At 44.4% G+C, this 26,093-nt stretch carries 18 protein-coding genes and 1 pseudogene; 10 read left to right on the top strand and 9 right to left on the bottom strand.

Features of this window, described 5'->3' with window-relative positions:
* Positions 1 to 102: 102 nt before the first annotated feature.
* Positions 103 to 888: an MFS transporter gene (locus ACHUFN_RS02050; protein WP_394220654.1), complete on the top strand. Its 786-nt coding sequence runs from the start codon at positions 103 to 105 to the stop codon at positions 886 to 888.
* 4 nt (positions 889 to 892) lie between these two features.
* Here ACHUFN_RS02050 and ACHUFN_RS02045 read toward each other — a convergent pair whose 3' ends face one another.
* The 7 genes from ACHUFN_RS02045 to ACHUFN_RS02015 all read right to left on the bottom strand — a co-directional run bounded on the left by ACHUFN_RS02045 (position 893) and on the right by ACHUFN_RS02015 (position 9,424).
* On the bottom strand, positions 893 to 1,870 hold the full coding sequence (locus tag ACHUFN_RS02045; RefSeq protein ID WP_394220653.1) for a transposase: 978 nt from the start codon (positions 1,868 to 1,870) through the stop codon (positions 893 to 895).
* Between the two features lie 425 nt (positions 1,871 to 2,295).
* Positions 2,296 to 3,192, bottom strand: a complete 897-nt coding sequence (locus tag ACHUFN_RS02040; protein WP_394221031.1) for a hydroxymethylglutaryl-CoA lyase — start codon at positions 3,190 to 3,192, stop codon at positions 2,296 to 2,298.
* 3 nt (positions 3,193 to 3,195) lie between these two features.
* A complete protein-coding gene (locus ACHUFN_RS02035; protein WP_394220652.1) occupies positions 3,196 to 5,205 on the bottom strand; it encodes an acetyl/propionyl/methylcrotonyl-CoA carboxylase subunit alpha in 2,010 nt (669 codons plus the stop codon).
* Positions 5,195 to 5,995 carry an enoyl-CoA hydratase/isomerase family protein gene (locus tag ACHUFN_RS02030; protein ID WP_394220651.1) on the bottom strand — a complete coding sequence of 267 codons (801 nt, stop codon included), beginning with the start codon at positions 5,993 to 5,995 and terminating at the stop codon, positions 5,195 to 5,197. The genes ACHUFN_RS02035 and ACHUFN_RS02030 overlap by 11 nt, the downstream gene beginning before the upstream one ends.
* 11 nt (positions 5,996 to 6,006) lie before the next feature.
* The gene (locus ACHUFN_RS02025) at positions 6,007 to 7,614 is read right to left on the bottom strand and encodes a carboxyl transferase domain-containing protein (protein ID WP_394220650.1); all 1,608 of its coding nucleotides are present in this window, start codon (positions 7,612 to 7,614) and stop codon (positions 6,007 to 6,009) included.
* 236 nt (positions 7,615 to 7,850) lie between these two features.
* Entirely contained in the window at positions 7,851 to 9,020 is a 1,170-nt protein-coding gene (locus tag ACHUFN_RS02020; protein WP_394220649.1) for an isovaleryl-CoA dehydrogenase, read from the bottom strand.
* Positions 9,017 to 9,424 (bottom strand): MerR family transcriptional regulator, encoded by a 408-nt coding sequence (locus tag ACHUFN_RS02015; RefSeq protein ID WP_394220648.1) that lies wholly within the window; start codon positions 9,422 to 9,424, stop codon positions 9,017 to 9,019. The genes ACHUFN_RS02020 and ACHUFN_RS02015 overlap by 4 nt, the downstream gene beginning before the upstream one ends.
* Positions 9,425 to 9,772: 348 nt before the next feature.
* Between ACHUFN_RS02015 and ACHUFN_RS02010 the strand changes: the two genes are divergently transcribed.
* From ACHUFN_RS02010 to ACHUFN_RS01990, 5 genes and pseudogenes are all read left to right on the top strand, one after another.
* Complete coding sequence (locus ACHUFN_RS02010) at positions 9,773 to 10,948, top strand: thiolase family protein (RefSeq protein WP_394220647.1); 1,176 nt, start codon at positions 9,773 to 9,775, stop codon at positions 10,946 to 10,948.
* Between the two features lie 94 nt (positions 10,949 to 11,042).
* Entirely contained in the window at positions 11,043 to 11,804 is a 762-nt protein-coding gene (locus ACHUFN_RS02005) for a hypothetical protein (RefSeq protein WP_394220646.1), read from the top strand.
* Positions 11,805 to 11,819: 15 nt separating this feature from the next.
* Positions 11,820 to 12,236: an alpha/beta hydrolase family protein gene (locus tag ACHUFN_RS02000; RefSeq protein WP_394220645.1), complete on the top strand. Its 417-nt coding sequence runs from the start codon at positions 11,820 to 11,822 to the stop codon at positions 12,234 to 12,236.
* Positions 12,226 to 13,461, top strand: a pseudogene (gene kynU, locus ACHUFN_RS01995) (kynureninase). Before ACHUFN_RS02000 ends, kynU begins: the two are co-directional and overlap by 11 nt.
* Positions 13,462 to 13,555: 94 nt before the next feature.
* Positions 13,556 to 14,995, top strand: a complete 1,440-nt coding sequence (locus tag ACHUFN_RS01990; protein ID WP_394220644.1) for a diguanylate cyclase — start codon at positions 13,556 to 13,558, stop codon at positions 14,993 to 14,995.
* A gap of 32 nt (positions 14,996 to 15,027) precedes the next feature.
* Here ACHUFN_RS01990 and ACHUFN_RS01985 read toward each other — a convergent pair whose 3' ends face one another.
* Complete coding sequence (locus ACHUFN_RS01985) at positions 15,028 to 16,683, bottom strand: FapA family protein (protein WP_394220643.1); 1,656 nt, start codon at positions 16,681 to 16,683, stop codon at positions 15,028 to 15,030.
* A gap of 129 nt (positions 16,684 to 16,812) precedes the next feature.
* The gene (gene sbcB, locus ACHUFN_RS01980) at positions 16,813 to 18,243 is read right to left on the bottom strand and encodes an exodeoxyribonuclease I (RefSeq protein WP_394220642.1); all 1,431 of its coding nucleotides are present in this window, start codon (positions 18,241 to 18,243) and stop codon (positions 16,813 to 16,815) included.
* Between the two features lie 333 nt (positions 18,244 to 18,576).
* Here sbcB and ACHUFN_RS01975 point away from each other — a divergent pair, with 333 nt between their 5' ends.
* The 4 genes from ACHUFN_RS01975 to hrpA all read left to right on the top strand — a co-directional run bounded on the left by ACHUFN_RS01975 (position 18,577) and on the right by hrpA (position 26,037).
* Positions 18,577 to 19,560 (top strand): isoaspartyl peptidase/L-asparaginase family protein, encoded by a 984-nt coding sequence (locus tag ACHUFN_RS01975; protein WP_394221030.1) that lies wholly within the window; start codon positions 18,577 to 18,579, stop codon positions 19,558 to 19,560.
* Between the two features lie 161 nt (positions 19,561 to 19,721).
* Positions 19,722 to 20,141, top strand: coding sequence for a CBS domain-containing protein (locus ACHUFN_RS01970; RefSeq protein ID WP_394220641.1), 420 nt, complete (start codon positions 19,722 to 19,724; stop codon positions 20,139 to 20,141).
* Positions 20,142 to 20,594: 453 nt separating this feature from the next.
* Complete coding sequence (locus ACHUFN_RS01965) at positions 20,595 to 21,941, top strand: Na+/H+ antiporter NhaC family protein (protein WP_394220640.1); 1,347 nt, start codon at positions 20,595 to 20,597, stop codon at positions 21,939 to 21,941.
* Positions 21,942 to 22,041: 100 nt separating this feature from the next.
* Entirely contained in the window at positions 22,042 to 26,037 is a 3,996-nt protein-coding gene (hrpA, locus tag ACHUFN_RS01960; protein WP_394220639.1) for an ATP-dependent RNA helicase HrpA, read from the top strand.
* Positions 26,038 to 26,093 lie beyond the last annotated feature (56 nt).

Genomic DNA, 26,093 nt, shown 5'->3' with positions numbered 1-26,093 from the left:
TCTACTGTTTTGTTTACCGGGTTTGAGGCAGGCGCTCTCGTACTAGTTTCACTTGTAATATTGAGCTTAGGGCGTTCAGCTTGCTCGCTTACGGTAAAAGACATGGAGGCTAATGTTGCTAAAAAGGGGGAGCGAGGCAGCTTAATTGGGGTGGCATCTACCGTCTCTGGAATACTTACACTTATTATTGCGGTACCTTTGGTTATTTACGGAGACGCCTTCACTTCAGATATACTTCTATTGATCTTAAGTGGAAGTTTTTTGTCTTTCGTTTTTACGTTGATTTGCGTGTGGCCTATCAAGACAAAGGTAGAGGTGAAAGAATCACAGGAGAATCCATTTAGGCTAAATTTTAATGCTACGATTTACAAGTTTATATTTGTTCGAGGACTATTTGTTCATTCTGCATTAGTAGCACCCTATTTTATGTTAGAGAAAAGTGACGAAGTGCAAGAGCTTCTCCCAATATATATAGGCGCAGAGGCACTTGCAGCGTTACTTTCATCTATCATCTGGGGAAAACTCGCTGACAAAAGTGCCAAACTTACACTACGGCTCTCGGGGGTATTGGCGCTTTCAGCCTGCATTGGGCTTCTTGTATCTGAATCCTCTTCTATTTTTACTTCAGCGCTGTTGTTTTTCATTCTCTCTGTCGCTCACGCTGGCGTGAGAACGGGCAGAAAAACTTATAGTTTAGACGTCAAAGAAGGGCAGGGCAGAACTGAATTGGTTGGCTTTTCAAATACTGCAATCGGATTGATTTTGCTTGGCTTTGGCGCTCTTTATGCGGCGCTGACGCCGATATTAACGTTTTCTGTAGTATACATCATGTCGGGCATGCTTTTTTGCGCAATTATAGCCTCGGTGATTCTCCCTGATGAAAAGTGAGCACCTAACTATTAAAGCAAAGCGCTGTAGTCTTTAGTTTAGCTATTCGCTTTCTACTGGTGTGTTGTTTAAACATTAGCATTGACTTGGTATCGCCCACAGCAAATGAAAAGGCGCTTTCAAAGTTACTTATAACCTGAAGCCATTGTTCTTTATTAATGTTTAGCAACTTGAGCTCAATAGCCTTTGCATCCGCTACACTTTGTGACTCTTTAGTATCCAACACTTCGATAGAGCTTCTGAGCAGTGCGCAGTAAGCTTTTAGGGTGAAATTTATACCTCTTCGTTGCTTGCTTTGAATATTATCTCTAAATGACATTAAACCCTTTGTGCGTTTAGTGTGGGGAGTTTTGCTTAGTCGACGGTTGATACTTGTGTATAAAGAGTCCCCGAGGCCTTTTGCAACTTTCGCTCGTATTGGATTTAAATCGACATAAGCCATGCAGGAAATGAGTGCTTTTTCGGTAAGAAGCGCTTGAGAACGAAATCTACCCCCCCAAAACCTTCCGGTGCACTCGTCTTCTTCGTTGGCTTTTCTTGCAATATATTCGTTTAAATTTCTCATGAACCAACTGATGTCGTAGAGTCTTTTTCTATACACTTCAGCGGTACTTTTGATAGTTTTCAGTTCACTTTCACTGACAAGCTCGCCTTTTAAATACTTTTGAGTGAGCAGAGTACCTTTATGCATTTTATGCCACTGTGATAGAACTGTTTTGAGCGGCCAAGAAAGAGCTGACTCTTTGTTAACACATAGCACCACGTGCACATGGTTGCTCATTACCGCATAAGCACAGATATCAATAGCGAACACTTGACCCAAAAAAAGCAAACGTTCTTCTACCCAAGACTTTCTGTGTTCATAGCTAACCTGAGTATTCCGGTCATACCCACAAAGGAAACTGCGACGCACGCAACGAGAAATGCAGTGATAATAAGGTGTGTCTGTAAGGCTTATAAGCGATTTTCTACTTCGCGCCATGATGATATACACCATTGAAGTTATTAAGGGAGTAAGACCATATCAGTTGCAGAGGGTCTTGTGACCTGATCGCAAGGAGTGTTTTTAGACATTAGGCGGTCTAATAGAGAGGCAATCTAATAAAGAAGTCTAATCAAGACACCCATTCTAAGGAGGGATAGGAGAATCTTTTAGAGTTCTCTGACTACCAGTGACACCCAATGCAGACTTCTTAATATTTCTCAAAAATCAATCTCCAAACTAAAAAATTCTTCAAGAGAGTTTTTTAAATCTTGAATTAGGTACGTCACGATAACCTTAAGAGGCTTGAAGTGGGTGTCATCGTTACTGAAATGGTATTAATGGGTCTGGTTTGGGCGGTTATGATCACGGACCAGATGAAAGCGAAAAGAGCATGATCCATGAGAATCATGCTCTTGATTTTTTTACTTCGCTAACAATGCATTTGCGACTTTAGAGACAGGGGAGCGTCCCAGGATTTTTGAAATAAACGAAGATGCAACAAGCAACTTGTCCATTTCTATACCAGTTGAAACCTCCATGCCATTTAGCATGTAAAGCACATCTTCAGTTGCTACATTTCCACTGGCGCCTTTTGCGTAGGGGCAGCCACCTAATCCGGCAACAGCTGAGTCAATAGTAGATACGCCATAGCCTAAGGCTGTGTACAAATTAACAAGTGCTTGCCCATATGTATCGTGAAAATGGGCAGCGATCTTATTTACTCCAATGTCTTTGAGAACTTCGTCGAGTAAGAGGCTGGTCGCTTTTGGTGTACCAACACCTATAGTATCGCCAAGAGAGATTTCGTAGCACCCCATATCAAGTAAAGATTTGCTTACCTGCGCCACTGCTTTAGGCTCGATACTACCTTCATATGGACAGCCCATCACACAAGAGACGTAGCCTCGCACTTTTATGTTGTTGTCGCTGGCCAACTTAAAAACGGCTTCGAAGCGCTCTAGGCTTTCGGCAATCGAACAGTTGATATTCTTTTGAGAAAAAGACTCTGAAGCAGCGCCAAATACAGCCACTTCTTTAACTCCTGCTTCAATTGCCGCTTCAAGTCCTTTCAGGTTTGGAGTAAGCGCAGAATATTGCACATCAGGCTGATAGTTCAGAGTCTTGAAAACTTCGTCCGAATTAGCCATTTGTGGCACCCACTTCGGTGAAACGAAGCTTCCAGCCTCAATACGTCTCAAACCAGTTTCAGATAGAAGGTTTATTAGCTCCACCTTTTGAGATGCACTTAATGCTAACTTTTCATTTTGTAAGCCGTCTCTTGGACCAACTTCTACAATGCTAACTTTTTGCGGAAACATCATTTATGCCTCGGCGTTTTCTTTTGCGGAAAATGCTAGCAACAGCGCTCCACCATCAACCAATTCTCCTGGCTGGAAGTAAAACTCTTCAACCGAACCGTCATAGGGGGCTATGATGCTGTGCTCCATTTTCATCGCTTCCATAACTAAAATGGGATCGCCTTTTTCAACTAGCTGCCCCTTCTCAACCAAATGAGCAACAATAGTACCGTTCATTGGCGCGCTAAAATTAGCATCATCATCTGCATGGTCGTCTTCTCCTAGAGACGCCGGTACAACAGTAAACTTAGCGTGGGTGTCTTTGTTGAACAGGGTATATTGGCCACCGTTGTCAGAAAACGAGAATGTCGTTCTGTAGCCGTCGATTGTTGCTAGCAACTTACCATCGACAATAGAGCCCGACACTTGGAAGTCGTGTTCGTCTACTGACACTAGCCAGCTATGGCCGCCTTCATATTGATGTGTTACTTCGACTAACGTTTCTTCGTTTTCGTGATTTAACGTGAGTGTCTCTTTATGCTGATGATTGGCTCTCCAAGCACCAGCATTTGACCATGGCGTTGGCGTTTTATGAGTATCAACAGCGTCATTTTTTCTGTTTAGAAGTGCAAGTAAAGCCATCACCGCTAAGTTAGCTTGGGTGTCTTTCTTATTAGTATCACTAAACAACGAGTCGTAATGCTTTTCAATAAACGTGGTCGTTAACTCGGCAGCAACGAATGCAGGGTGTGAAGCTACACGTTTTAAGAAGTCGATGTTCGTGCTCAACCCGTCAATATAGTATTCGCCCAACGCACTAATTAGGCGTTTTAGTGCAATTTCACGGTTCTCGGCCCACACGACTAACTTTGCAATCATCGGGTCATAAAACACACTTACTTCATCACCTTCAACAACACCTGTATCTACGCGAACTACATCACTCTCAATAGGCGTCTGTAGCAATGACAGCGTGCCGGTAGAAGGAAGAAACTCATTGCTAGGATCCTCGGCATAAATACGAGCTTCGAATGCGTGTCCTGTTAGCGTTAGCTCATCTTGTTGCTTTGGAATTGGCTTTCCTTCGGCAATTGTTAACTGCCAATGAACAAGGTCTTCACGGGTTATCATTTCGGTAACCGGGTGTTCAACCTGTAAACGTGTATTCATTTCCATGAAGTAAAATGAATCATCTTCGTCCAGCAAAAATTCTACAGTGCCAGCGCCAACGTAGTTAATCGCCTTAGCTGCAAGAACTGCAGCTTCGCCCATTTTTTTACGTACAGAAGGCGACATATTTGGGGCAGGGGCTTCTTCAATTATCTTTTGATGACGACGCTGTACAGAGCAATCGCGCTCAAAGAGATAGACACCATTGCCATGGGTGTCACAGAAAACTTGGATTTCAACATGGCGAGGGCGAGTCAGGTATTTTTCTACCAACATATGGTCGTCGCCGAAGCTGGCCATTGATTCACGTTTCGCCGCGTTCAACGCTTGAGAAAACTCTTTCGCATTCCAAACTTGGCGCATGCCTTTACCACCGCCGCCAGCAGCGGCTTTAAGAAGCACTGGATACCCCATTTCATCGGCTGCACTTTTCAATACTGCTTCACTTTGTTCATCACCGTGATAGCCAGGAACAAGGGGAACACCAGCGTCTTCCATAATTCTTTTAGCAGCAGACTTTGAGCCCATCGCTTCAATTGCTGATGCTGGTGGGCCTACAAAAATTATATCGTTTTTTGCGCACAGGTTAGCGAATTCAGCGTTCTCAGAGAGAAAGCCATAACCAGGATGAATGGCGTCGACGTTAAGTTGCTTAGCTTTTTCTATTATGAAATCGCCACGTAAATAACTTTCCTTCGACGGTGACGGCCCCAAGAAAACAGCTTCGTCTGCCATTTGAACATGCAGCGCGTTTTTATCAGCTTCCGAATAAACCGCAACGGTTTTTACGCCTTGTGCCTTGGCTGTCTTGATAACACGGCAGGCAATTTCACCGCGGTTTGCGATTAATAGTTTATTTATCATTGTTCAACTCCACCCACGATGCACTACGTTTTTCTAGAAAGGCTGATAAACCTTCTTGCCCTTCCTCAGAGGTTCTTACTTGAGCAATAAGTTTGCTTGTTTTAGTGAGCAACGCATCATTAATTTCTTGCGTAGACACCCATTGCACCAAGTCTTTTGCTTTAGCAACTGCCTGAGGACCATTTTTGAGAATATTGGATAAGATGTTATCTATCGTGCTATCGAGTTCATCTTCTGTAACTGACTCACTCAGTAACCCAAGTCGCCTTGCTCTGCGTGCAGAAAATACTTCAGCCGTTTGGAAATAACGTCGGCATACTCTCGCGCCCATCGCCTCTACCACGTACGGGCTAATTGTTGCGGGAATAAGTCCTATCTTGACTTCGCTTAAACAAAATTTACTGAGCTTGCTGCCAATGGCAATATCACAACACGCGATTAAGCCAACGGCGCCGCCGAAAGCTGCACCTTGAACACGTGCTATTGTCGGCTTGGGCATTGCGTAAAGTGTTTGCAACATAGTTGCCAATGCATGAGCATCAGTTTCATTTTGCTGTTCAGTGTAACTGGCCATTCTTTTCATCCAGTTAAGATCTGCACCTGCACTAAAACTCTTGCCCTTTGCTTGTAAAATGAGCGCTCTTACCTTTGGGTCTTCACCGGCTAACTTAAATACGCGAGTAAGTTCACTTATCATTTCATCGTCGAAAGCATTGTGCTTGTCAGCTCTGTTAAGTGTGACAGTGGCAATGTTTCTTTCATCTACGTTGTATAATACTGATTGATCCATGACCCATGCTCCTACATTCTAAATATGCCAAATTGGGTATCTTCAATTGGCTTATTGAGTGTGGCTGATAGCGAAAGTCCAAGTACTAATCGAGTATCAGCAGGGTCGATAACGCCATCATCCCAAAGCCTTGCTGAGGCATAGTAAGGGTGTCCCTGCTTTTCGTAGGTGTCGATAACGGGCTGCTTGAAGGCTTTTTCTTCCTCTTGGCTCCATGATTCTCCAGCGCGCTCTTTTTGATCGCGTTTAACTTGAGCGAGTACACCTGCAGCCTGTTCACCGCCCATAACTGAAATTCGCGCATTTGGCCACATAAAGAGGAATCGTGGGTCGTAAGCTCTACCGCACATACCATAGTTACCTGCACCAAAACTTCCTCCGATAAGAACAGTAAGTTTCGGTACATTTGCACACGCTACTGCTGTCACCATTTTGGCGCCATGTTTAGCTATACCGCCATGCTCGTATTGCTTGCCTACCATGAACCCCGTGATGTTCTGTAAGAATACAAGTGGGATTTTGCGCATTGCACATAGCTCAACGAAATGCGCACCTTTAAGGGCACTCTCGCCAAACAAAATGCCATTATTGGCAACAATGCCAACAGGAAAACCGAAAATTCGAGCAAAGCCACAGACGAGCGTAGTGCCGTAGAGCGGCTTAAATTCGTCAAAGTCTGAATCGTCCACAACTCGTGCGATGATTTCTTTCACATCGAAGGTTTGACGGCTGTCTGCCGGAACAATGCCGTATATCTCTTTAGTATCGTAGCGTGGAGGTTTCACATCGGCTACGTCTAAGCACTCGGGCTTTTTCCTGTTTAGCCGCGATATGGCATTTCGAGCAAGAGATAGGGCATGATGGTCATTGTTCGCTAAATGATCAGCCACGCCTGAAATTCGAGTGTGTACGTCACCACCCCCAAGTTCCTCTGCGGTTACTACTTCACCCGTTGCAGCTTTTACAAGCGGTGGTCCACCTAAAAATATGGTGGCTTGCTCTTTTACAATAATACTTTCATCCGCCATAGCTGGAACATAAGCGCCACCTGCGGTGCACGACCCCATAACAACCGCAATTTGAGGGATGTTCTTCGCCGACATATTCGCTTGATTGAAGAAAATACGTCCGAAGTGCTCTCTGTCAGGGAAAACATCATCTTGACGCGGCAGATTAGCACCGCCCGAGTCGACTAAATAAATGCACGGAAGATTGTTTTGTTCAGCAATCGTCTGTGCTCTTAAGTGTTTTTTTACAGTAAGAGGGTAGTATGTCCCGCCTTTTACGGTAGCGTCATTGGCAACAATCATGCATTCGATACCAGCTACGATGCCTATCCCTGCTACCACGCCAGCGCACGGCACATAGTCGTCATACACTTCCCACGCTGCCAACTGGCCTATTTCTAAAAAGGGCGTGTCTTCATCTAAAAGTGCATTGATTCTGTCACGTGGTAACAGCTTTCCTCTAGACACATGGCGCTCAGCCGCTTTCTCGCCGCCACCTAAAGAAATTTGTTTTATCTTTTCAAGAAGATCATCTACCTGCGCCTGCATGTGTTCTGCATTAGCGACAAATGTTTCAGATTTGGTATTTATACTTGAGCGAAGAACGGGCATAACCCCTCCTTGTGTTGTGCATCGATAAAGATGCCGCATTAACCGTAGTTAGCAAGACACTCACGTTAAGCAAATTTAAGTATGTTGGGTGTCTATGCAGTGTAGTAGCTTATTACAGAATTTTGTCTTGATTCTTAACTTGGGTGTCTTGTTAAACCTTTGCGAAATAATCCGCTACTCGCCACAGGTATTTTGTCGACCTATGAAGAGGTTTAAACCAGACACCCTAAAACGGGTTACTTAGACTCGTTAAACAATTCTCGGCCAATCAGCATTCGGCGAATCTCAGACGTACCAGCACCTATTTCATAAAGCTTTGCGTCACGAAGAAGGCGACCAGTAGGGTATTCGTTGATATAACCGTTACCGCCAAGTAATTGAATAGCATCTAACGCCATTTTTGTGGCAAGTTCCGCAGAATATAAAATGGCACCAGCCGCATCTTTTCGCGTTGTCTCACCGCGATCGCACGACTGTGCAACCGTGTAAACATAGGCACGGGCCGCATTCATCTGGGTATACATGTCAGCCACTTTGCCTTGAATAAGTTGGAACTGGCCAATAGATTGACCAAATTGCTGACGATCATGAATATAAGGAACAACAATATCCATACAAGACTGCATAATACCTAGCGGGCCACCCGATAGCACAAGGCGCTCGTAATCCAATCCGCTCATTAACACGCGAACACCTTCACCTTCGCTACCAAGAATGTTCTCAGCAGGAACTTCACAGTCTTCAAAGACTAACTCACAAGTGTTTGAAGAGCGCATTCCTAGTTTGTCTAGCTTCTGTGCACGGCTAAATCCAGGGAAGTCACGCTCAACGATGAATGCAGTGATGCCTCGAGGGCCTGCATTAGGATCGGTTTTTGCGTAGATAACAAACGTGTGTGCGTCAGGACCATTAGTGATCCACATTTTATTGCCGTTAAGAATGTACTTGTCGCCACGCTTTTCGGCTTTTAATTTCATGCTAACAACGTCTGAACCTGCATTTGGTTCGCTCATAGCTAGCGCACCTATGTGCTCACCGCTTACCAACTTTGGAAGGTACTTTTCTCGCTGGGCATCATTACCGTTTTTATAAATTTGGTTTACACAGAGGTTTGAATGGGCACCATAGCTAAGGCCAATACCGCCAGAGGCGCGGCTTACTTCTTCCATTGAAATGGTGTGGGCAAGATATCCCATATCCGAGCCACCGTATTGTTCTGAAACGGTAACACCTAGCAATCCCATATCGCCCAGTTTGGTCCATAGCTGGTTAGGAAATTGGTTATCTGCATCTGCTTGTTCAGCTAAAGGAGCAATTTCGTTTTGTGCAAATTGATAGACCTGGTCGCGCAACATTTCAATGTCTTCACCAAGTCCAAAATTCAAAGTAGGGTAGGAGGTGTTCATGCGATATTTCCTCGTTTTAGTTCTGCGAGTTCGTCACGGCAACGTGCTTCAACATCATCCAGTTCTGTCATTAGCATTTGGATGTCTTCTAACTGCTGTTTAAGCACCGCTCTTTTTTGCTCAGTCATTTCAAGCATGGCTTCTAACTGAACCGCCGAATTAGGGTTTGTGTCGTACATGTCGAACAACGTTTTGACTTCTGCAAGTGAAAAACCTAGGCGTTTTCCTCGCAAAATCAGCTTTAGCCTTACTCTGTCTTTATTTAAATAGACTCGGTTTTGACCCGTTCTGGACGGGGACATCAACCCTTGCTCTTCATAAAAGCGGATAGAGCGGGGAGTAATATCAAACTCTTTAGCGAGCTCGCCTATTGCGTATGTTGTTTTATCGTCGTAATTATTCATTACACGTACCTTGTATCAGCGCTGCTTACCACCCAGAGTATTGCATGGGTGTCTTTGTAATTAATCGACTGTGTTAAGTTGGGTGTCTTTGCAATAGCACTATCGTTTTAGAGCCGTAGTAGTTTTCTGGCGCTATATTAAACGTAGTGTTTGGTTGACACATACTTAGTACAGGTTTACGTTAACGTTAATTACATTTTACGTTAAGGTAAAGTAACATTTTGCTAACGTCAATTTTTCATGGTGAAGGCAAGACGTTGTGGCTGTAAGTGGTGTTTACTTTTGTATACATCTGCATAGCTTTCTTCACTTAACTCTATAATTTTAATGAATTTTAAGGGCACGAGTATGAGTAACGAATCGGTAGTGATAGTCGCAGCAAAACGCACTCCAATGGGTGGGTTTAACGGTAGTTTGTCATCGCTAGCTGCGACAAAGCTGGGAGAAGTTGCGATAAAAGCAGCGTGTGAAAGCGTGGATGTCTCTGTAATAGATGAAGTCATTATGGGGTGCGTACTACCAGCAGGGCTAGGCCAGTCTCCAGCGCGACAAGCTTCTCTAGGTGCAGGCCTTCCGTTAAGTGCAGGTGTTACAACTATCAACAAAGTGTGTGGCTCTGGCTTAAAAGCTGTGATGATGGCGCACGACCTAATAAAAGCAGGTAGTGCAACGGCTGTTGTGGCTGGTGGTATGGAAAGTATGAGCAATGCGCCGTACATGCTGCCAAAAGCAAGAACGGGCTATCGCATGGGCCATGGTCAAGTGCTCGATCACATGATGCTTGATGGGTTGGAAAATGCGTATGATGGAAAAGCAATGGGTTGTTTCGCCCAAGACACGGCCGATGATGAAAGCATTTCTCGAGGTGAAATGGATGAGTTTGCACTAAGCTCATTATCAAAGGCACATGAAGCAATTAACAGTGGTACATTTACTGATGAAATTGTGCCTGTAACAGTATCTTCTCGAAAAGGTGATGTGGTGGTTGATACTGATGAAGGCCCAGGTTCAGCTCGCCCTGAAAAAATACCTACGTTAAGACCGGCTTTCAAAAAAGACGGTACAGTGACAGCGGCAAATTCTAGCTCGATATCTGACGGTGCGGCAGCGCTTGTTGTGATGAGTGAAAGTAAAGCGAAAGAACTTGGTTTGACGCCGCTTGCTCGTGTGGTGGCTCATGCGACTAATTCAATTGAGCCAGAAAACTTTACAGTTGCACCTGTGGGCGCAATGGAAAAAGTATTAGACAAAGCTGGCTGGACAAAAGAAGACGTTGATTTATTTGAAATTAACGAGGCCTTTGCCATGGTTACTATGCTAGCGATTAAAAAACTTGGCCTTGACGAAAGCAAAGTGAATATCAAAGGTGGAGCGTGTGCTTTAGGCCACCCAATTGGTGCATCGGGTGCGCGTATCCTTGTTACTTTGCTTCATGCGCTTAAGCAAAAAAATGCTCGCAAAGGCATTGCATCACTTTGTATCGGTGGCGGAGAGGGTGTAGCACTAGCAGTGGAAATGTTGTAAGTCTTATTTCATAGCTTAAATGTAGAATATTTAATCTCAGAGTAACGCCAACTTCGCGTTACTCTGTGTTTTAATAAAATAAAAACGAATAAGCATGAAAAACTTCAACATTTTTTTATTTTTGAAAGCATTTACCCTAACAATCATAGTGATGCTGACTGCTTCAATCAGCCATGCAAGCGAAACGCTGGGCAATCAGCTCACCTCATCCAATCAAACCAACCTCCATCACCTATTCGATGTGACCACCGATAAAAGTGCAAGCGCTGCCACTAACTTTACGGCCGCTGACAACAGTGACACCCACGCTAATACGCAGAGAATTAACAAACGAAATAACAAAGAGACCCAACCCAGCGCGATGCAAACGGCTGTTAGCCAAGAGCCTACTCAATTGTTAATTAACACTTCGGTTGACACCCACTCGAATCAGCCCCAAAAAAGGTTGAATGACACCCACCTAAACGATGGCATGTCAGAAAAAAGTACGTCTGAAAAATTAGAGCAAGTGCCGTACTCTGCGTTGGGTGTCTTGCAAACAAGCGAGGTTAGTGAGCAATTCAGCTATGGCAACGACAAATTGCAGTCTGTGTACGTGTGGCATGGCCAGCGGTCTTCATTTACGGAGTTTACAGATACGGCCATTATTTTTGTGCACGGTGGCTGCTGGCTAAATGCATATGGTTATGAGCATGCTAAGGGGCTATACAATACGTTGGCTGACCGTGGGATGGGTGTCTACGCAACTGAATACCGACGAGTTGGCGATGACGGTGGTGGTTGGCCCGGAAGCTTGAACGATGTCACGAATGCGGTAAGAGCATCGTTACAAAGAATTGAGGATGAAGGGCGTTAAAGTAACGTGTATCTTGTGGGGCACTCTGCAGGTGGTCATTTAGCTTTGCTGGCTGCACAGCAACTTTCAACATTGTCATTGCAACATTCGCAAACAGTGCTCAAGCGCACTATCGGGCTTGCTGCTATCACCGATATAAAGGCCTATGCCATGGGCAAAAATAGCTGTCAGACAGCGACAAAGCAGTTTATGAATTCAACGCCAACACAAAACGCCGAGGCTTATATAAAAGCAACGCCGGAAGCACGTCTTAGCAAAACACCTATCACCTTATTACAAGGTGACGCAGACAGCATTGTACCTGCTGCACATGCAGTGCTAGCAGGTGCACAAAAAAAATTAATTAAAAATGGTGGCCATTTCGATTGGTTGCACCCTAGATCCATATCCTTTGATGCTTTACTTGAGGTTATTAGTGAACATGATGAATAAGGTTTTTTCAGCTGAACAGCTTGATACGAAAGATCCATTGCGCGACAAGGCCTCGCTGTTTTCGTTGCCAGCGAACACTGTCTATTTAGACGGTAATTCTCTTGGCCCTCTCCCGAAAAGTGCTCAGCAGAGGGCTGATGAAGTAGTTGGTCACCAATGGGGTAATGACCTTATCACCAGCTGGAATAAACACCATTGGATTTCTTTACCATTGAAAGTGGGAGATAAAATAGGCAGCTTGATTGGTGCTAAAAACGGACAAGTTGTTTGCTGCGACTCTATCTCTATCAACTTGTTTAAGGTGTTGAGCGCCGCACTTAAAATGCACCCGGAGCGTAAGGTAATAGCGACCACTCGCGATAACTTTCCAACCGATATCTATATGGTACAGGGGCTCTTAGACTTACTTGGTGGCGACTACTCCATTCGCTACATTGATGAGGCTAGCATTACTGCACATCTTACCGACGACATAGCAGTGTTAATGCTAACTCAAGTTAATTTCAGAACCGGCAACAAGCTTGATATGCAAACCGTCACAGAGCAAGCACACCAAAAAGGCATTCTTACCTTATGGGATTTGGCACACAGTGCGGGGGCTTTTCCCGTTAATTTAGACGAGTGCAATGTAGACTTCGCGGTAGGCTGTACTTACAAGTATCTTAATGGTGGGCCCGGTGCGCCAGCATTTATCTATGTAGCGAAACGTCATCAGGCACGATACAAGCAGCCACTATCTGGTTAGATGGGACACAGCTCGCCGTTTTCATTTTCGCCTGATTACAACGGCGACAATTCTATTAAGCAAAACCTGTGTGGTACTCCTGGCATCATTGGAATGAGTGTTTTAGATGCTGCACTAGATGTATTCGAAGAGGTTTCTCTAAAAGCGATTGATGAGAAATCCAAAAAGTTACAGGCCTTTTTTGAGGCTGAAGCCAAGCGGGCTGGCCTATTAGAAGAATTAAAGATAGTGAGCCCGAGTATAGATTACCGTGGTAGTCACTTTGCGCTCGCTCATGATGCGGCTTACGCGATATGCCAGGCATGGATTGCAGAAGGTGTAATTGCTGACTTTCGTGCGCCTAATATTTTGCGTATTGGTTTTGCGCCTTTGTACCTGAGCTTTGCTGATATCGAAAAAGCTGTTTCATTACTTTCTGTAATTATGAAAGAAAAACGTTATGAAAACGCATATTTTCAGCAAAGACAAAGCGTTACGTGAAAAATTGAAGAATAAAATCAGCTAATTAATTGCATTTTCGTGGTTTACGCTTAATACTTCGCGGTTGTCGTTGATGTGTTCAAAAGTTTTGGGTGTGCGGTTGAAAAAAATAAAAAGATATCTACTTTGCACAATATTGTTTCTGGGAACGAGTGCTTTCAGCGCTTTCCTTGTTGCTGCTGGTCAGAAAGTAGACTCTGAGCAATCTAGTGATGTCACTTATTGCATTGATCCAAACTGGGCACCGTATGAAGCTATCAGAAATGGTGTACATGTAGGTATTTCTGCACAATATATGCGGCTTATTGCTGAGATATCAGAATTAACGTTCACTCTTGTTCCTACCGAAAGTTGGCAACAGAGCTTAGAATTTGTTCAACAAGGGAAGTGCCAGGTTATCCCTATGATGAACACGTCAGACTATCGAAAGCAGTTCTTAGACTTCAGTCAGCCTTATTTCGAAGCTCCAAACGTGCTTGTTGCCAAGGCGGGAATGCCAATGTTGCAGGGCTACTCGGGAATTGGAAATCGCACTGTTGGTATTGTGCAAGGATACCGTCAGGTTGAATATATCTCTCGACACTATCCCGGGTTGCGTTTAAAGCTAATTCCATCTGAAGAGGAAGGGCTTAAACAGCTTGCTAACGATGAGTTTGATGTCATGGTAGGTTCACTGATGAGCGTTAATATGCACATCAACAACCTGAAACTGAAAGACTTAAACATTGTTGGGTATGCAGAGCCTTTTGATTCTTTAGCTTATGGTGTAAATAAGTCTTATGGCCATTTAGTCGACAAGATTGATTATGCAATAGAGCGTATTCCAGAGACTCGCAAAGTTGACATTTATAAGCAGTGGAACAATGTTCAAGTTCGCTACAGCCGAAATTATACTGTGATGCTTCTGAGTACCGTTATTGTGCTGTTGTTTTTATTGTTGTTTATTACAAAAAGTCGCAACAAAAGTGGCTTCAAGCGTATCATCAGTCAAAAGAACGAGGAAATTAGTGCACTTCAGGCTGCGCTTTTAGAAAAAAATAAAACATTGGCATTCTTGTCAGCTCACGATACCGTAACAGGGTTGTACAATCGCAATCATATGATACAGCGTGCTGAGGAAGAAATTTCTCGATTTCACCGTTTTCACACCACTGCGTCTTTAATTGTGATTGAGTTATCGCCTGCGGATGTGAGTGCTGACCTCTCTGACTCGCCATTAAAGGAAGAAGCCTTGAAGGCAGTGGCCACAAACTGTCTGAACACGGTCAGAGAGGTGGATGTCGTTTCGAGGTTTAGTGGCGAACAATTTATTATTCTATGCCCTCAAACAGAGCTTACCGCAGCCAATACGCTTGCAGTCAGGTTATTGGACAGCCTAACTTCTCACTACATTTTAAATGAAAACTTTAGAACAGCAATGGGGATCTCCGAGCTCAGTGAGTCAGAAGAGTTCGCAGAATGGTTTGAGAGAACGATTAAAGCTGTGTATCAATCAAAAAGACAAGGTTACGGCAACGTATTCGTTGCCGAGTAACTGTAAAAAAGCAAAGCCGTTAACTGCAATGCCTACATCAACGGGTCATAATGCCACTGATGCGACTCATAACGTATGCACGCTCTGTCATATTCCCGCTCTGAGCGCCAATTTCTATTGTTTAGTTTCGCCGAAACACCAGGGTACAGCCGTTTGTTTGCAATGAGTCTGATGTCCGATTGGTAGTTTTCTTTAGCAGCTTTTACGTCATTTGCTTTATTTTCAAGCCACTCTAGTAATGCACTTTCATTGTTAAACAGTTCCAGTGCTTCAGCGACTTTCTTTTGTAACTCTTTAGGCACTTTCTTACTTTGAATAAGATTAATTTTTTCCTTGTGCTTAAGGTTATTTTCGCGAATTTGACGCAATAACTCGTCCAGAGACTCTTTTCTCTCTAACAATTGATTAAAGCCAGGACTGAAATCAACTTTCAAGGTGCTACCTGAAACAGCGCCCAGTGTTCCAGCTTCGACACGGTCTTGGCTAATGATATCGCATGCGAACAGGTTTCCCATAGGTTTGTCGATTTGCCCGACAATAACAGCGCCACCACAGCGCAACCTGCTATATGCCAACTGACGACCTACGGTAATATTGCCATTACATTGAATATCTATACCCTGACCATGCTGAACGTGAATACTGCCCGCTGCAACTAACCTGCACTGAAATTCGCCTTGGGCATCGTTAACTTTACCCATAGCACCTTCGGTGATGATGATATCGCCACCAGACTCAATGTATGCAGATTCCACAAAGCCGTTTATGGTGACGTCGCCGGATGCTTTTATTTGCATCTTTTCTGTGACATCGCCATTGACAAGCACTGCACCCTCGTAATTGACATGGCCTGACCCTACATTTACACCACTACAGATAAAGGTGTCGTCAATGTTCATTATTTGGTCGCGATATTTTGGCATCCCGGAAATTGCAGACATCAACAAATTTGCGTCGCTATCTGACACAACGGTGCCGCTTCCCATCTTGAAATCAATCCACTCACCACTAATGGCGGGCATGTTGTTACCTTTCACATCGAACCCAGAGCGGCCTTTGGTTGGGGCCGTCCGGCGTAGCACAGGTGTATTAACTTTGACGCAAATAACTTCGCCCAAATTTCGCATATCCACACGTTCACCATCACCAGTTTGAGGCTTTAAAACTCGTTCAAGTGCATTGGGAACTAGAGGAATAAATTTAGAATTTTTACCATTTCTGGCTGGGAGACCTTTAGCAACAGTTTGTTCAAGCACTGTACCTGGAGGAGATTGTTTCGCCGCATTCAACATAGACTCTATGACTTTAGTGCTTAAGCCACGAACAACTTTATTTTTTTGGGCAAGGGTTGTAACGGCACCTAGTGTAGGAAGTTTGCCGCCGTAGGGTGTGGTAAGAACAAGGTTGGCCTGCATGCCGTCTTCTGGAATACGGAATTCAACCTCGGCATTTTTGCGTTCGCCTATGCGCTCTTGAACAACTGTACTATCGCCAGTTTTGAAATAATGGTTCGCAGTATCACATGCTGACTTTAACGATTTCTCTGAAACGTATAGTCGCTTTGTTTCTCCGCTTTCAAGTTGCTTCCGTATTTCCCTAATATCAACCTCTGACGAAAACTCAGAAGGAGTTAATGTTAAGTTAATATAAGTTCTTGATTCGTCAAAGCTTATTGTAACGCCATTCATAACATCTTAATTCCCTTGCGCACATATATTCTTATTATCGGCGGCATCAATTGATTTCTTGATGTTGACTTATTTCGGCCTGCCCATTTTCTGTAGTACCTGTTAATTTAAGACGTTCTAGTAGCCTCGTCAAAGATTTTCCGCATACTGATATAGTGCACGTAGTATTGCCTGTTTTTCAGGGTTTTCACTGTGCTCGTGTGCCAACGCTTCCAGTCGCATCATAAAACTGTCGAGCGTTATCGAACCGCTAAAGGCGGGATCGGTAAGACGTGCTTGTCGGTGATACTGCCATTTTGTCATTTCATCTGCGGTAAGTGTGTTGGGAAAGTTGCGCGCGCGATAGCGAAATAGTTGTTTTCTTAGCCCTTCGTGCTGCGTTTTTTCAGCCAATATCGCTAAGTCATTTGGTTGTGTATTAATAACGCTCTCACACCAACGCCTCTCTTCATCATTAAGAAATCCACCGCTGTAAAGCGCGTAGTCAATATCTTGTTCACTTACCAAAGTTTCTTCGTTATATACTTCAAAAAGCTTAGCCCCAAGGTCGGGCATAGCAGCAAGCATTTTATAGTTAGCTAAACAGCGCTCTCGGTTTAGACCAAGGCGCTCAGCGTTTTCCTCTGTCATCGCCTTTGCCGTAGTAATGAAGGGTGAGCGATTAACATGAATTAATTTAAGTCCGGGGCGCTCTAGCGCATCGTCAAATGTATCTGAAGGAGCATACAAAGCCTGTCGAATTTCTTCCGGCGTGTCGTTTATCAGGCTTTCGATATTGTGAGACAAATCGATGGCAATAAAGGCGTTTCCATTTGTCGGGTGCTTTGCTACTGGCATTACCCACGTACAGCAGCCCTGAGAAGCAGGTAACTTTGATGATATATGTAGCAGCACAGACGGTTTACTCACGTCAATTTTTTGCATAACTGTATGCTTACTGCGTAAAGAAAGTGCATACTCGAACAACTTTGGCTGCTTTTCTTTAATCAGCTTGGCAAAAGCAATCGTAGCGTAAACATCACTCAAAGCGTCGTGCGCATTTTCATGGCCAATGTTATTTGCAGCACATAGTGCTTCAAGTTTGAAACTCGGCGCACCATCTTCTCGTAAAGGCCAGTTGATACCTTCAGGCCTTAGTGCATAGCACGCTCTAGCTACATCGATAATGTCCCAACGACTATTGCCATTGCGCCATTCACGTGAATAAGGGGCGTAGAAGTTACGGTAAAACAAATAACGCGAAACTTCATCATCAAACCGGATACTGTTAAAGCCCACGCTACATGTATTAGATACCGACATTTCTTGATAGATGCGTGCAGCAAAATCAGCTTCGTTACTGCCATCTCTTAATGTTTGTTGAGGTGTAATACCCGTTACTAAGCAGGCTTCAGGATGAGGTAAGTAATCGTTGGCTATGGCGCTCATGATGTTGATAGGTTTGCCAATCACATTTAGATCCATATCCGTTCTTACTGCTGCGAATTGGCAGGGGAGATCTTTTTGTGGGCTAGTGCCAAATGTCTCAAAATCGTGCCACAAAAATGTAGGTGTGTGCATAACCACCGTTGCGTAATAAATTGAATAATGTGTGCAGTGTACACCGCAAAAATTTGAATACCAAATACTGCTGTTTATATAGGCGATACGTAATCAGCTCTTCTTTTAGCGAGACTTGGACCTACATGAGGTAACCTAGATAACCTTCGTAAATTGTGTCATGTTAGGTTTAGCAACTGGCAATTTTCGCGTAGTAATTAGTTTGCTATTTGAAGATTAATCGTCGTTATCAAACTGCTATTTGGAGTAAACCCGTTGAATCATTTCCTTATCCGTAAAAAAGCGGTGTTTCGTCACACCTTTGCTGCGCTTAGTACAGTTATCGCAGCATCTATGCAGTTAAGCAATGCTGCCCAAGCAGCTGAAACGCTTCAGAAAAAATCGAACGTTGCCATAGCTATACACGGCGGGGCCGGCACTATTTTAAAGTCATCCATGACGCCACAGAAAGAAGCGGCCTATAAGAACGTGTTAGCTAAAGCCGTTAAGCATGGTTATTCGCTGTTACAGGAAGGGCGAAAAGGAGAAGTCGCGGTAGTCGAAACTATTAAAATTCTTGAAACATCGCCATTGTTTAATGCGGGCATAGGTGCCGTTTACACTTTTGATGGTGAACATGAATTAGACGCGTCAATAATGCACGGTGGCAACAAAAATGCCGGCGCAGTAGCTGGAGTAAAAACAATACGAAGCCCTATTGAAGCTGCGTTATTGGTTATGAACGAATCGCCACATGTGATGCTTTCGGGTGAAGGTGCAGAAAGCTTTGCAGAAGAAAATGGCCTAGAGCAGGTAGAGAATACCGTGTTTGATACCGAGTTTCGTAAGCAAGCACTGGATAGAGTTAAAGCGCGTATGCAGCAAGCGTCTAATGGGTATGGCACACAGCAAGGCAATGAACGCTTTGGAACAGTGGGGGCGGTGGTATTAGATAGCGAAGGTAATATCGTAGCCGGAACGTCAACAGGTGGAATGACTGCGAAGCGATACGGGCGTATAGGCGATTCCCCTGTCATAGGTGCAGGTACGTTTGCCGACAATGAAAGTTGCGCCGTTTCTGCGACAGGGCATGGCGAATACTTTATTCGATACAATGTTGCTGCAGATATTTGCGCCCGCATGAAATACCAAGGGTTAACTTTAGACGATGCTGCAAATACAGTGGTGAATGAGGTATTAGTTAACGCTGGTGGGGAAGGAGGCGTGATAGCCATTGATAGTAAAGGAAATATTGCAATGCCTTTTAACTCAGCTGGTATGTACCGAGCTAGCGTGAGTAAAGGGGGTAAAGTTACAGTTGCAATTTACAAAAACTAAATGCTGTCAAAATGCTCATTTTTCTGGCTAGTCAACGCGTAAGCGTCTAATCTTTAAGTGTGGGGGAATAGCTTTCACATGTGGTTAAAATATTTGAAGTGCCGTATCGTCAATAGTTAGCAATATAGGTCACATTAGGCGCCACGGCTGGAGAAATGAAAATGGAATCGTTGCAAGTCAGTGATTATATGAATACTCATCCGGTGAAGCTTAATATTGACATGCCTGTAGCTCAGGCGGTCGAGGTGTTGCTAGCCAGTGGGCAAAGTGGTGGTCCAGTACTCGATAATAAAGGGAAAGTAGTTGGCTTTTTATCTGAACAAGATTGTATTGCTCAGATGATTGCGTCAAGTTATTACAGAGAGCAGATTTGTAGGGTAGGTGAAATCATGAGGACGCCTGTGCTTTCAATTAAACCTTACATGTCAGTGATCGAGCTGGCGCAAATGTTATTAGAAGAAAAGCCACGTGTTTATCCGGTAGTGGATGATGATGGCGTGCTGTTAGGCACAATTAACCGAACGGAAGTACTTCGTGCAATTGACGTGCAGTTGCACGATGGATATCAACGCGCAGGCTAAATTCATTTGAGATGTTACACGTTAACAAGCATTGTATTTTTTCGCTTGTTAGCGTGTTAAACAGTCTCTATTGAAAGAACAATTACTAATCGAGAATATGTCCGCTTAGGTGATTTGGCGGTGCAATCACAAATCTCACATCTTCACTTTGGCTAACGAGTTATCACTTACTCTTCGTGACGTGGCTATTTAACCAAACAAAAGCGCCGCACCTCTGTATAGCTTGCCACTTTATCTTTCATAGAACAGAAAGCCTTGTATAAACTGTGCCAATTTCCTTTTCAACCTGGATAAAAACTTTTATCCTTTCTCGCTTTAGCTTTAAACAGTGTATAAACGCCTTAACATGACCCTGTTTAAGCTTTATGCGCATTCTCAGCCAGAACTTTGGCCATTTTTACGCAGCCTTTTTACTACGTCCAACCAAGCTATCAAACAAGAAGAGAGTGTTCTGTGCAGGAAAATAATGGCATTGCAGCAAAGCCGATAACTCCAAACCCTTTAGGCTTAACGCCTATTTTACTGTTCGTGATCCTTGTTGTAGTAACGGGTATCACGACCAATGATATTACCGCGATGCCTATTTTGGTGGCGTTCTTTATAAGTGCCGGGTATGGCTTATGTTTGAATCCGAAGGACAAGAAAGTCAGTTTCTCTGAAAAGGTACAAACATTTTGCAAAGGTGGTGGGGATAAGAACATCATTCTGCTAGTGCTCATTTTCTTACTTGCTGGCGCGTTTTACGCGGTGACTATCGATATTGGCGCTCGCGATGCAACGGTAAATATGGCCCTTCAATTTGTGCCTTCTGCACTGATACTTCCCGGTCTGTTTTTAATTTGCTGTTTCATTTCATTTTCTATGGGCACGTCTATGGGCACCGTTACCGCACTCTCGCCCATAGGTGCTGGACTTGCTACAAGCCTTGGGCTGCCGGTGGAAATGGCGCTAGGCATTGTAGTGGGGGGCGCTATGTTTGGTGATAATCTCTCGTTTGTTTCAGACACCACCATTGCAGCGACACGAACCCAAGGCGTACAGCTAAAAGACAAGTTTAAAGCGAATTTAATGGTTGCCGTACCAGCGTGTATTGTCACTATGGCATTGTTGCTTATGGTCGATGTTGATACCTTAGGTATTGTTGAAGGCGGCAGCTACGATTTTTGGCGCATAGCACCGTACTTATGCATTATCGCTTTTGCGCTGACAGGGTTTAACGTAATAAGCGTGCTTGCAGTGGGTATTGCCAGTGCATGTTTAGTGGGCTTGGTCCAGGGCAGCTTTACGCCACTAACAATGATGCAAAGCATTCAAAAAGGTATGGGCTGGATGCAAGACTTAGCCATGATTGCCATTACCATTGGCGGCATTGTGGCGCTGATGCATGCTAACGGCGGTATAACCTGGTTAATTGAGCGCTTAACCCGTAAAGTTACGTCAAAGAAAGGCGCTGAGTTTAGTATTGCTGGCTTGGTCAGCTTTTTAGACATTACAACGGCGAACAACACCATTGCGATTGTTACCGCGGGCCCAATTGCTAAAGACCTTAATGAGAAATACGGCGTTGACCCACGGCGTACAGCATCACTTTTAGATATTTTTTCATGTAGTTTTCAAGGTTTGGTGCCTTACGGTGCCCAGCTTTTAAGTGCAGCAGCCATAGTGGGTATTTCACCGTTGGCCATTACGCCATATTGCTGGTATCCCATGCTTATCTTTGTATTTGGTGTGGCGGCCATTTGGTTTGGATTTCCCCGTTTTAAAACCATGCAGAACGATGAATTAACCCAAAGCGCTTAAATTCTCGTAACGCTTAACACACTGGCTTTTTAGGGCGGTATCTTCTAGGATCACCGCCCGAATTTTATTGATGATTAGAAACACGCTTTAGGATGTCACTTTGTCTTCACCACTTGCAATAAAACCTCTTTATAACAAACTTGATGAATGCTTAAGCGCTGATAAATTTCGCTTAAAGCGCCGCATTACGCAGCTTGCGCAAAAAGTAAATAATGCATCGAGTGTTGAAGGAAAAGACGCAGAGAAAAACAAAACTAAGCCTATTGGCTCAAAAAAGGATAACACTTACAGCGAAGAAAGCTTAAAAGCACAGTTTGAAAAGCTGGAAGGCGACATTAATTCATCAATAGAAAAGCGCAATTGGCGCAAAGACAATCTGCCTAACGTGGAATATCCGCCGCTGCCGGTAAGCGATAAAAAAGAAGACATAAAAGAAGCAATAGCTAACAATCAGGTGGTTATTGTTGCCGGTGAGACAGGGTCGGGTAAAACTACACAGCTACCCAAGATATGCTTAGAATTGGGTCGCGGTGTAAATGGCATGATTGCCCATACCCAGCCAAGACGATTAGCGGCGCGAAGCGTAGCTACGCGTATTGCTGAAGAGCTCAACACGCCACTTGGCGAAAAGGTGGGTTTTAAAATTCGCTTTAGCGATCAGGTAAGCGAGCGAAGCTACGTTAAGCTTATGACCGACGGTATGCTGCTAGCAGAAATGCAGCAAGACCGCTTCTTGAATCAGTACGATACTATCATCATTGATGAAGCCCACGAGCGAAGCCTTAATATTGACTTCTTACTGGGCTATCTTCGTCAGCTTTTAGACAAGCGGCCTGACTTAAAACTTATCATAACCTCGGCCACCATCGACCCAGAGCGTTTTTCTAAACACTTTAATAATGCGCCGATTATTGAAGTGAGCGGACGTACTTATCCGGTAGAGATCCGTTACCACGCGCCAGAAGATAATGATGACGATATTGATCAAAGCGATGCCATCGTAAACGCTGTCGACGAGCTAATGCGTGAAGCGCCGGGCGATATCTTAGTGTTCTTAAGCGGAGAGCGCGAGATTCGAGACACCCAAGATGCCTTGAGCAAACAGCATTATCGCAACACTGAGATTGTTCCACTGTACGCGAGGTTGTCGGCGGCAGAGCAAAACCGCATATTTCAATCTCACAGCGGCAGACGCATTGTACTTGCCACCAACGTGGCAGAGACCTCGCTTACGGTACCTGGCATTAAATACGTCATCGACCCTGGATTTGCCCGTATTTCACGCTACAGCGCCAGAAGTAAAGTACAGCGATTGCCTATTGAGCCCATCTCTCAAGCGTCAGCGAATCAGCGGGCAGGGCGATGCGGCCGTGTGTCTGACGGTATTTGTATTCGCCTTTATAGTGAAGATGACTATTTAGGCCGCCCAGAATTTACTGACCCAGAGATCCTACGAACCAACTTAGCGTCGGTTATTTTGCAAATGCTTGCTTTAGGGTTAGGCGATATCGCCGCTTTTCCGTTTGTACAGCCGCCGGATAATCGCAATATTAATGATGGTTTCCGCTTACTTGAAGAAATTCAAGCTATCGCGAAAGGCAAAGATAACCGAAAGACCAAGCAAAGCGGCAAAATGCAGCTCACTCCATTAGGTCGTCAAGTGGCACGATTGCCTATCGACCCTCGCTATGCGCGCATGGTGATTGAAGCTGAGCGCACTAATGCGCTTAGCGAAGTCATGGTGATTGCGGCGGGTTTATCAATTCAAGATCCGCGAGAGCGTCCACAAGAGAAACGTCAACAAGCAGACGAGAAGCACAGCGAATACCACGATAAAGACTCTGACTTTATCAGCCTTTACAATTTGTGGGTGGCGTTTAGAGAGCAGCAAAACGCGCTGAGTCAAAATCAACTACGCAAATGGTGTAAACAGAATTTCATCAACTACTTACGTATGCGCGAATGGCAAGATATTGTTAGCCAGCTCAAAAAATCTATTGCCGAACTGGGTTTTGGCATTTCAAAACAAGAAGCCGACTATCAAGCTATTCACCAAGCCATTGCCAGCGGTTTGCTGTCGCACATGGGTTTTAAAGACAAAGAACGCGAGTATATGGGCTCGCGTAACTCGCGCTTTCTCATTTTCCCGGGTTCGGGATTATCAAAATCTCAGCCAAAATGGGTAATGGCAGCCGAGCTTGTAGAAACCTCTAAGCTATTTGCTCGTATGGTGGCAAAAATAGACCCAGCATGGGTAGAGCTCTTGGCCGAGCATGTTGTGCAAAGAAGCTATTCAGAGCCACACTGGTCGAAGAAACGCGGCGCGGTGATTGCCTTTGAAAAGGTTACCTTGTTCGGGCTACCCATAGTGATGAAGCGTGCGAAGGTTTACAGCCTTATCGACCCGCCAATTTGCCACGAGCTTTTTATTCGCGAAGCGTTAGTTGAGGGCAATACAAAGCTAAATTACAGCTTCTTACAGGAAAATCAGGCACTGCTTGAGCAGGCAGACGAATTTGAACAAAAGACCCGTCGCCGCGATTTGATAGTTGATGACGAAGAGCTTGTTAGCTTTTACGCGAAACGTATTCCGGTTGAAGCCAATAACGACGCGGAATTTAAGAAGTGGTTTAAGCAACACGGAAGCAACGACAGTTTAACCTTCAAAGAAGAAGACGTATATCGCCAGCAGCCGGGGCAATCGGTAGCAAACGCGTTTCCAGATGTATGGCGTCAGGGCAATATTACGCTGCCGCTTCGCTATAACTTTGAACCTAACGCAGTAGACGATGGCGTTACCGTGGTAATTCCATTGCCTGTGCTCAATCAGGTCGATAACGTAGGTTTTGATTGGTTGGTGCCGGGGCTAAGGCACGACCTAATTGTGGGGTTAATTAAAACCTTGCCTAAACGTTTGCGCCGTAACTTTGTGCCTGCGCCCAACTTTGCTGAAGCATGTCTTGCTGATATCAGTGAAACGGATAAGAACAACCGTCCGGTGCCTTTGCTTGAAGCTGTAACCGATAAGTTACGCAAAATGACAGGCGTTATTATTGAAAGCGAAGAGTGGAATTTAGATCAGCTTGATAAGCATTTAAAAATGCACTTCGCGGTAGTTAATGACAATGGTGATGATATTGCCAAAGGTGACGACCTGCACGCGCTTAAACAGCAGTGTGCAGGGCAGGTGAAGCAAACCTTTGAGAAAGCCGCAACACCGGAATTAGAGCGAAATAACATAGAACAATGGGATTTCGAAAGCTTGCCAGAAACCTTTGTGCAGAAAGTTGGCGGGTTTGAAGTTCAGGCGTTCCCGGCTCTGGTGCAAAAGGGTGATAAGGTAGATATTGCGTTAATTGAAGAGGCAGATAAGGCCCAAGTGCTGCACAAGCAAGGCGTGAATGTCTTGATCAAGAACGCGATGCCGTCGCCGCTTAATTATTTGCAAAGCAAATTACCTAACAAAGCCAAACTGGGTTTGTATTTCAATCCATTTGGGCAAGTGAAAGCATTAATTGATGATTGTATTTTTGCGGGGATCGACGCCATTGTCAGTGATTACTGCAAAACCAATAACACCGACATTCGCAGCAAAGTCGATTTCGATGCCTGTTTAGAGATTGCGCGTGCAAACATTAACGACAGAGTGTTAGAGATAGCCAAGCAGGTGGAGCAGGGGCTTACCCTTGCCCATCAATGCCAAAAGCAAATGAAAGGCAACGTACCCCTGACTATGATCAACGCTTTAGGCGACTGCAAAGCTCACTTGGCATCGTTAGTCTTCCCAGGCTTTGTATCTGAAATTGGCGAGAGTAGGCTAGATGACTGGAATCGCTATATTAAAGGCTTAGCTCGCCGGCTAGAGAAGCTTCCTATCGACCCGAATAAAGACAGAATGCATCAGGCTACTGTAGAAAAGTCGATTAAAGAATGGGAAAAAGCGTGCGGCAAATATCCTAAGGGTAAAGTACCACAAGGCTTACAAGATGCACGTTGGATGATTGAAGAGCTTCGAGTGTCGTTGTTTGCTCAGCAGCTCGGTACTGCCTATCCGATTTCGGCAAAACGAATTACGCTTTATCTTGCCGATTTTTAATGCACCAGTTTTTCGCATTTAGTTTTAATCGGGCATGCTTCCCAATAATGGGGCGT

Source organism: Alteromonas gracilis, from assembly GCF_043642145.1.
In the GTDB taxonomy this organism is placed as follows: Bacteria; Pseudomonadota; Gammaproteobacteria; order Enterobacterales; family Alteromonadaceae; genus Alteromonas; species Alteromonas gracilis_B.
The sequence above is the reverse complement of the archived record's forward strand: the minus strand, read 5'-3'. Positions and strand labels throughout refer to the sequence as shown.

Excerpts from the sequence above, each read along its gene's own strand:
- ACHUFN_RS02050 (WP_394220654.1), top strand. The coding sequence starts at position 103 with ATGGAGGCTAATGTTGCTAAAAAGGGGGAGCGAGGCAGCTTAATTGGG.
- ACHUFN_RS02045 (WP_394220653.1), bottom strand. The coding sequence starts at position 1,870 with ATGGCGCGAAGTAGAAAATCGCTTATAAGCCTTACAGACACACCTTAT.
- ACHUFN_RS02040 (WP_394221031.1), bottom strand. The coding sequence starts at position 3,192 with ATGTTTCCGCAAAAAGTTAGCATTGTAGAAGTTGGTCCAAGAGACGGC.
- ACHUFN_RS02035 (WP_394220652.1), bottom strand. The coding sequence starts at position 5,205 with ATGATAAATAAACTATTAATCGCAAACCGCGGTGAAATTGCCTGCCGT.
- ACHUFN_RS02030 (WP_394220651.1), bottom strand. The coding sequence starts at position 5,995 with ATGGATCAATCAGTATTATACAACGTAGATGAAAGAAACATTGCCACT.
- ACHUFN_RS02025 (WP_394220650.1), bottom strand. The coding sequence starts at position 7,614 with ATGCCCGTTCTTCGCTCAAGTATAAATACCAAATCTGAAACATTTGTC.
- ACHUFN_RS02020 (WP_394220649.1), bottom strand. The coding sequence starts at position 9,020 with ATGAACACCTCCTACCCTACTTTGAATTTTGGACTTGGTGAAGACATT.
- ACHUFN_RS02015 (WP_394220648.1), bottom strand. The coding sequence starts at position 9,424 with ATGAATAATTACGACGATAAAACAACATACGCAATAGGCGAGCTCGCT.
- ACHUFN_RS02010 (WP_394220647.1), top strand. The coding sequence starts at position 9,773 with ATGAGTAACGAATCGGTAGTGATAGTCGCAGCAAAACGCACTCCAATG.
- ACHUFN_RS02005 (WP_394220646.1), top strand. The coding sequence starts at position 11,043 with ATGAAAAACTTCAACATTTTTTTATTTTTGAAAGCATTTACCCTAACA.
- ACHUFN_RS01985 (WP_394220643.1), bottom strand. The coding sequence starts at position 16,683 with ATGAATGGCGTTACAATAAGCTTTGACGAATCAAGAACTTATATTAAC.
- sbcB (WP_394220642.1), bottom strand. The coding sequence starts at position 18,243 with ATGCACACACCTACATTTTTGTGGCACGATTTTGAGACATTTGGCACT.
- ACHUFN_RS01975 (WP_394221030.1), top strand. The coding sequence starts at position 18,577 with ATGCAGTTAAGCAATGCTGCCCAAGCAGCTGAAACGCTTCAGAAAAAA.
- ACHUFN_RS01970 (WP_394220641.1), top strand. The coding sequence starts at position 19,722 with ATGGAATCGTTGCAAGTCAGTGATTATATGAATACTCATCCGGTGAAG.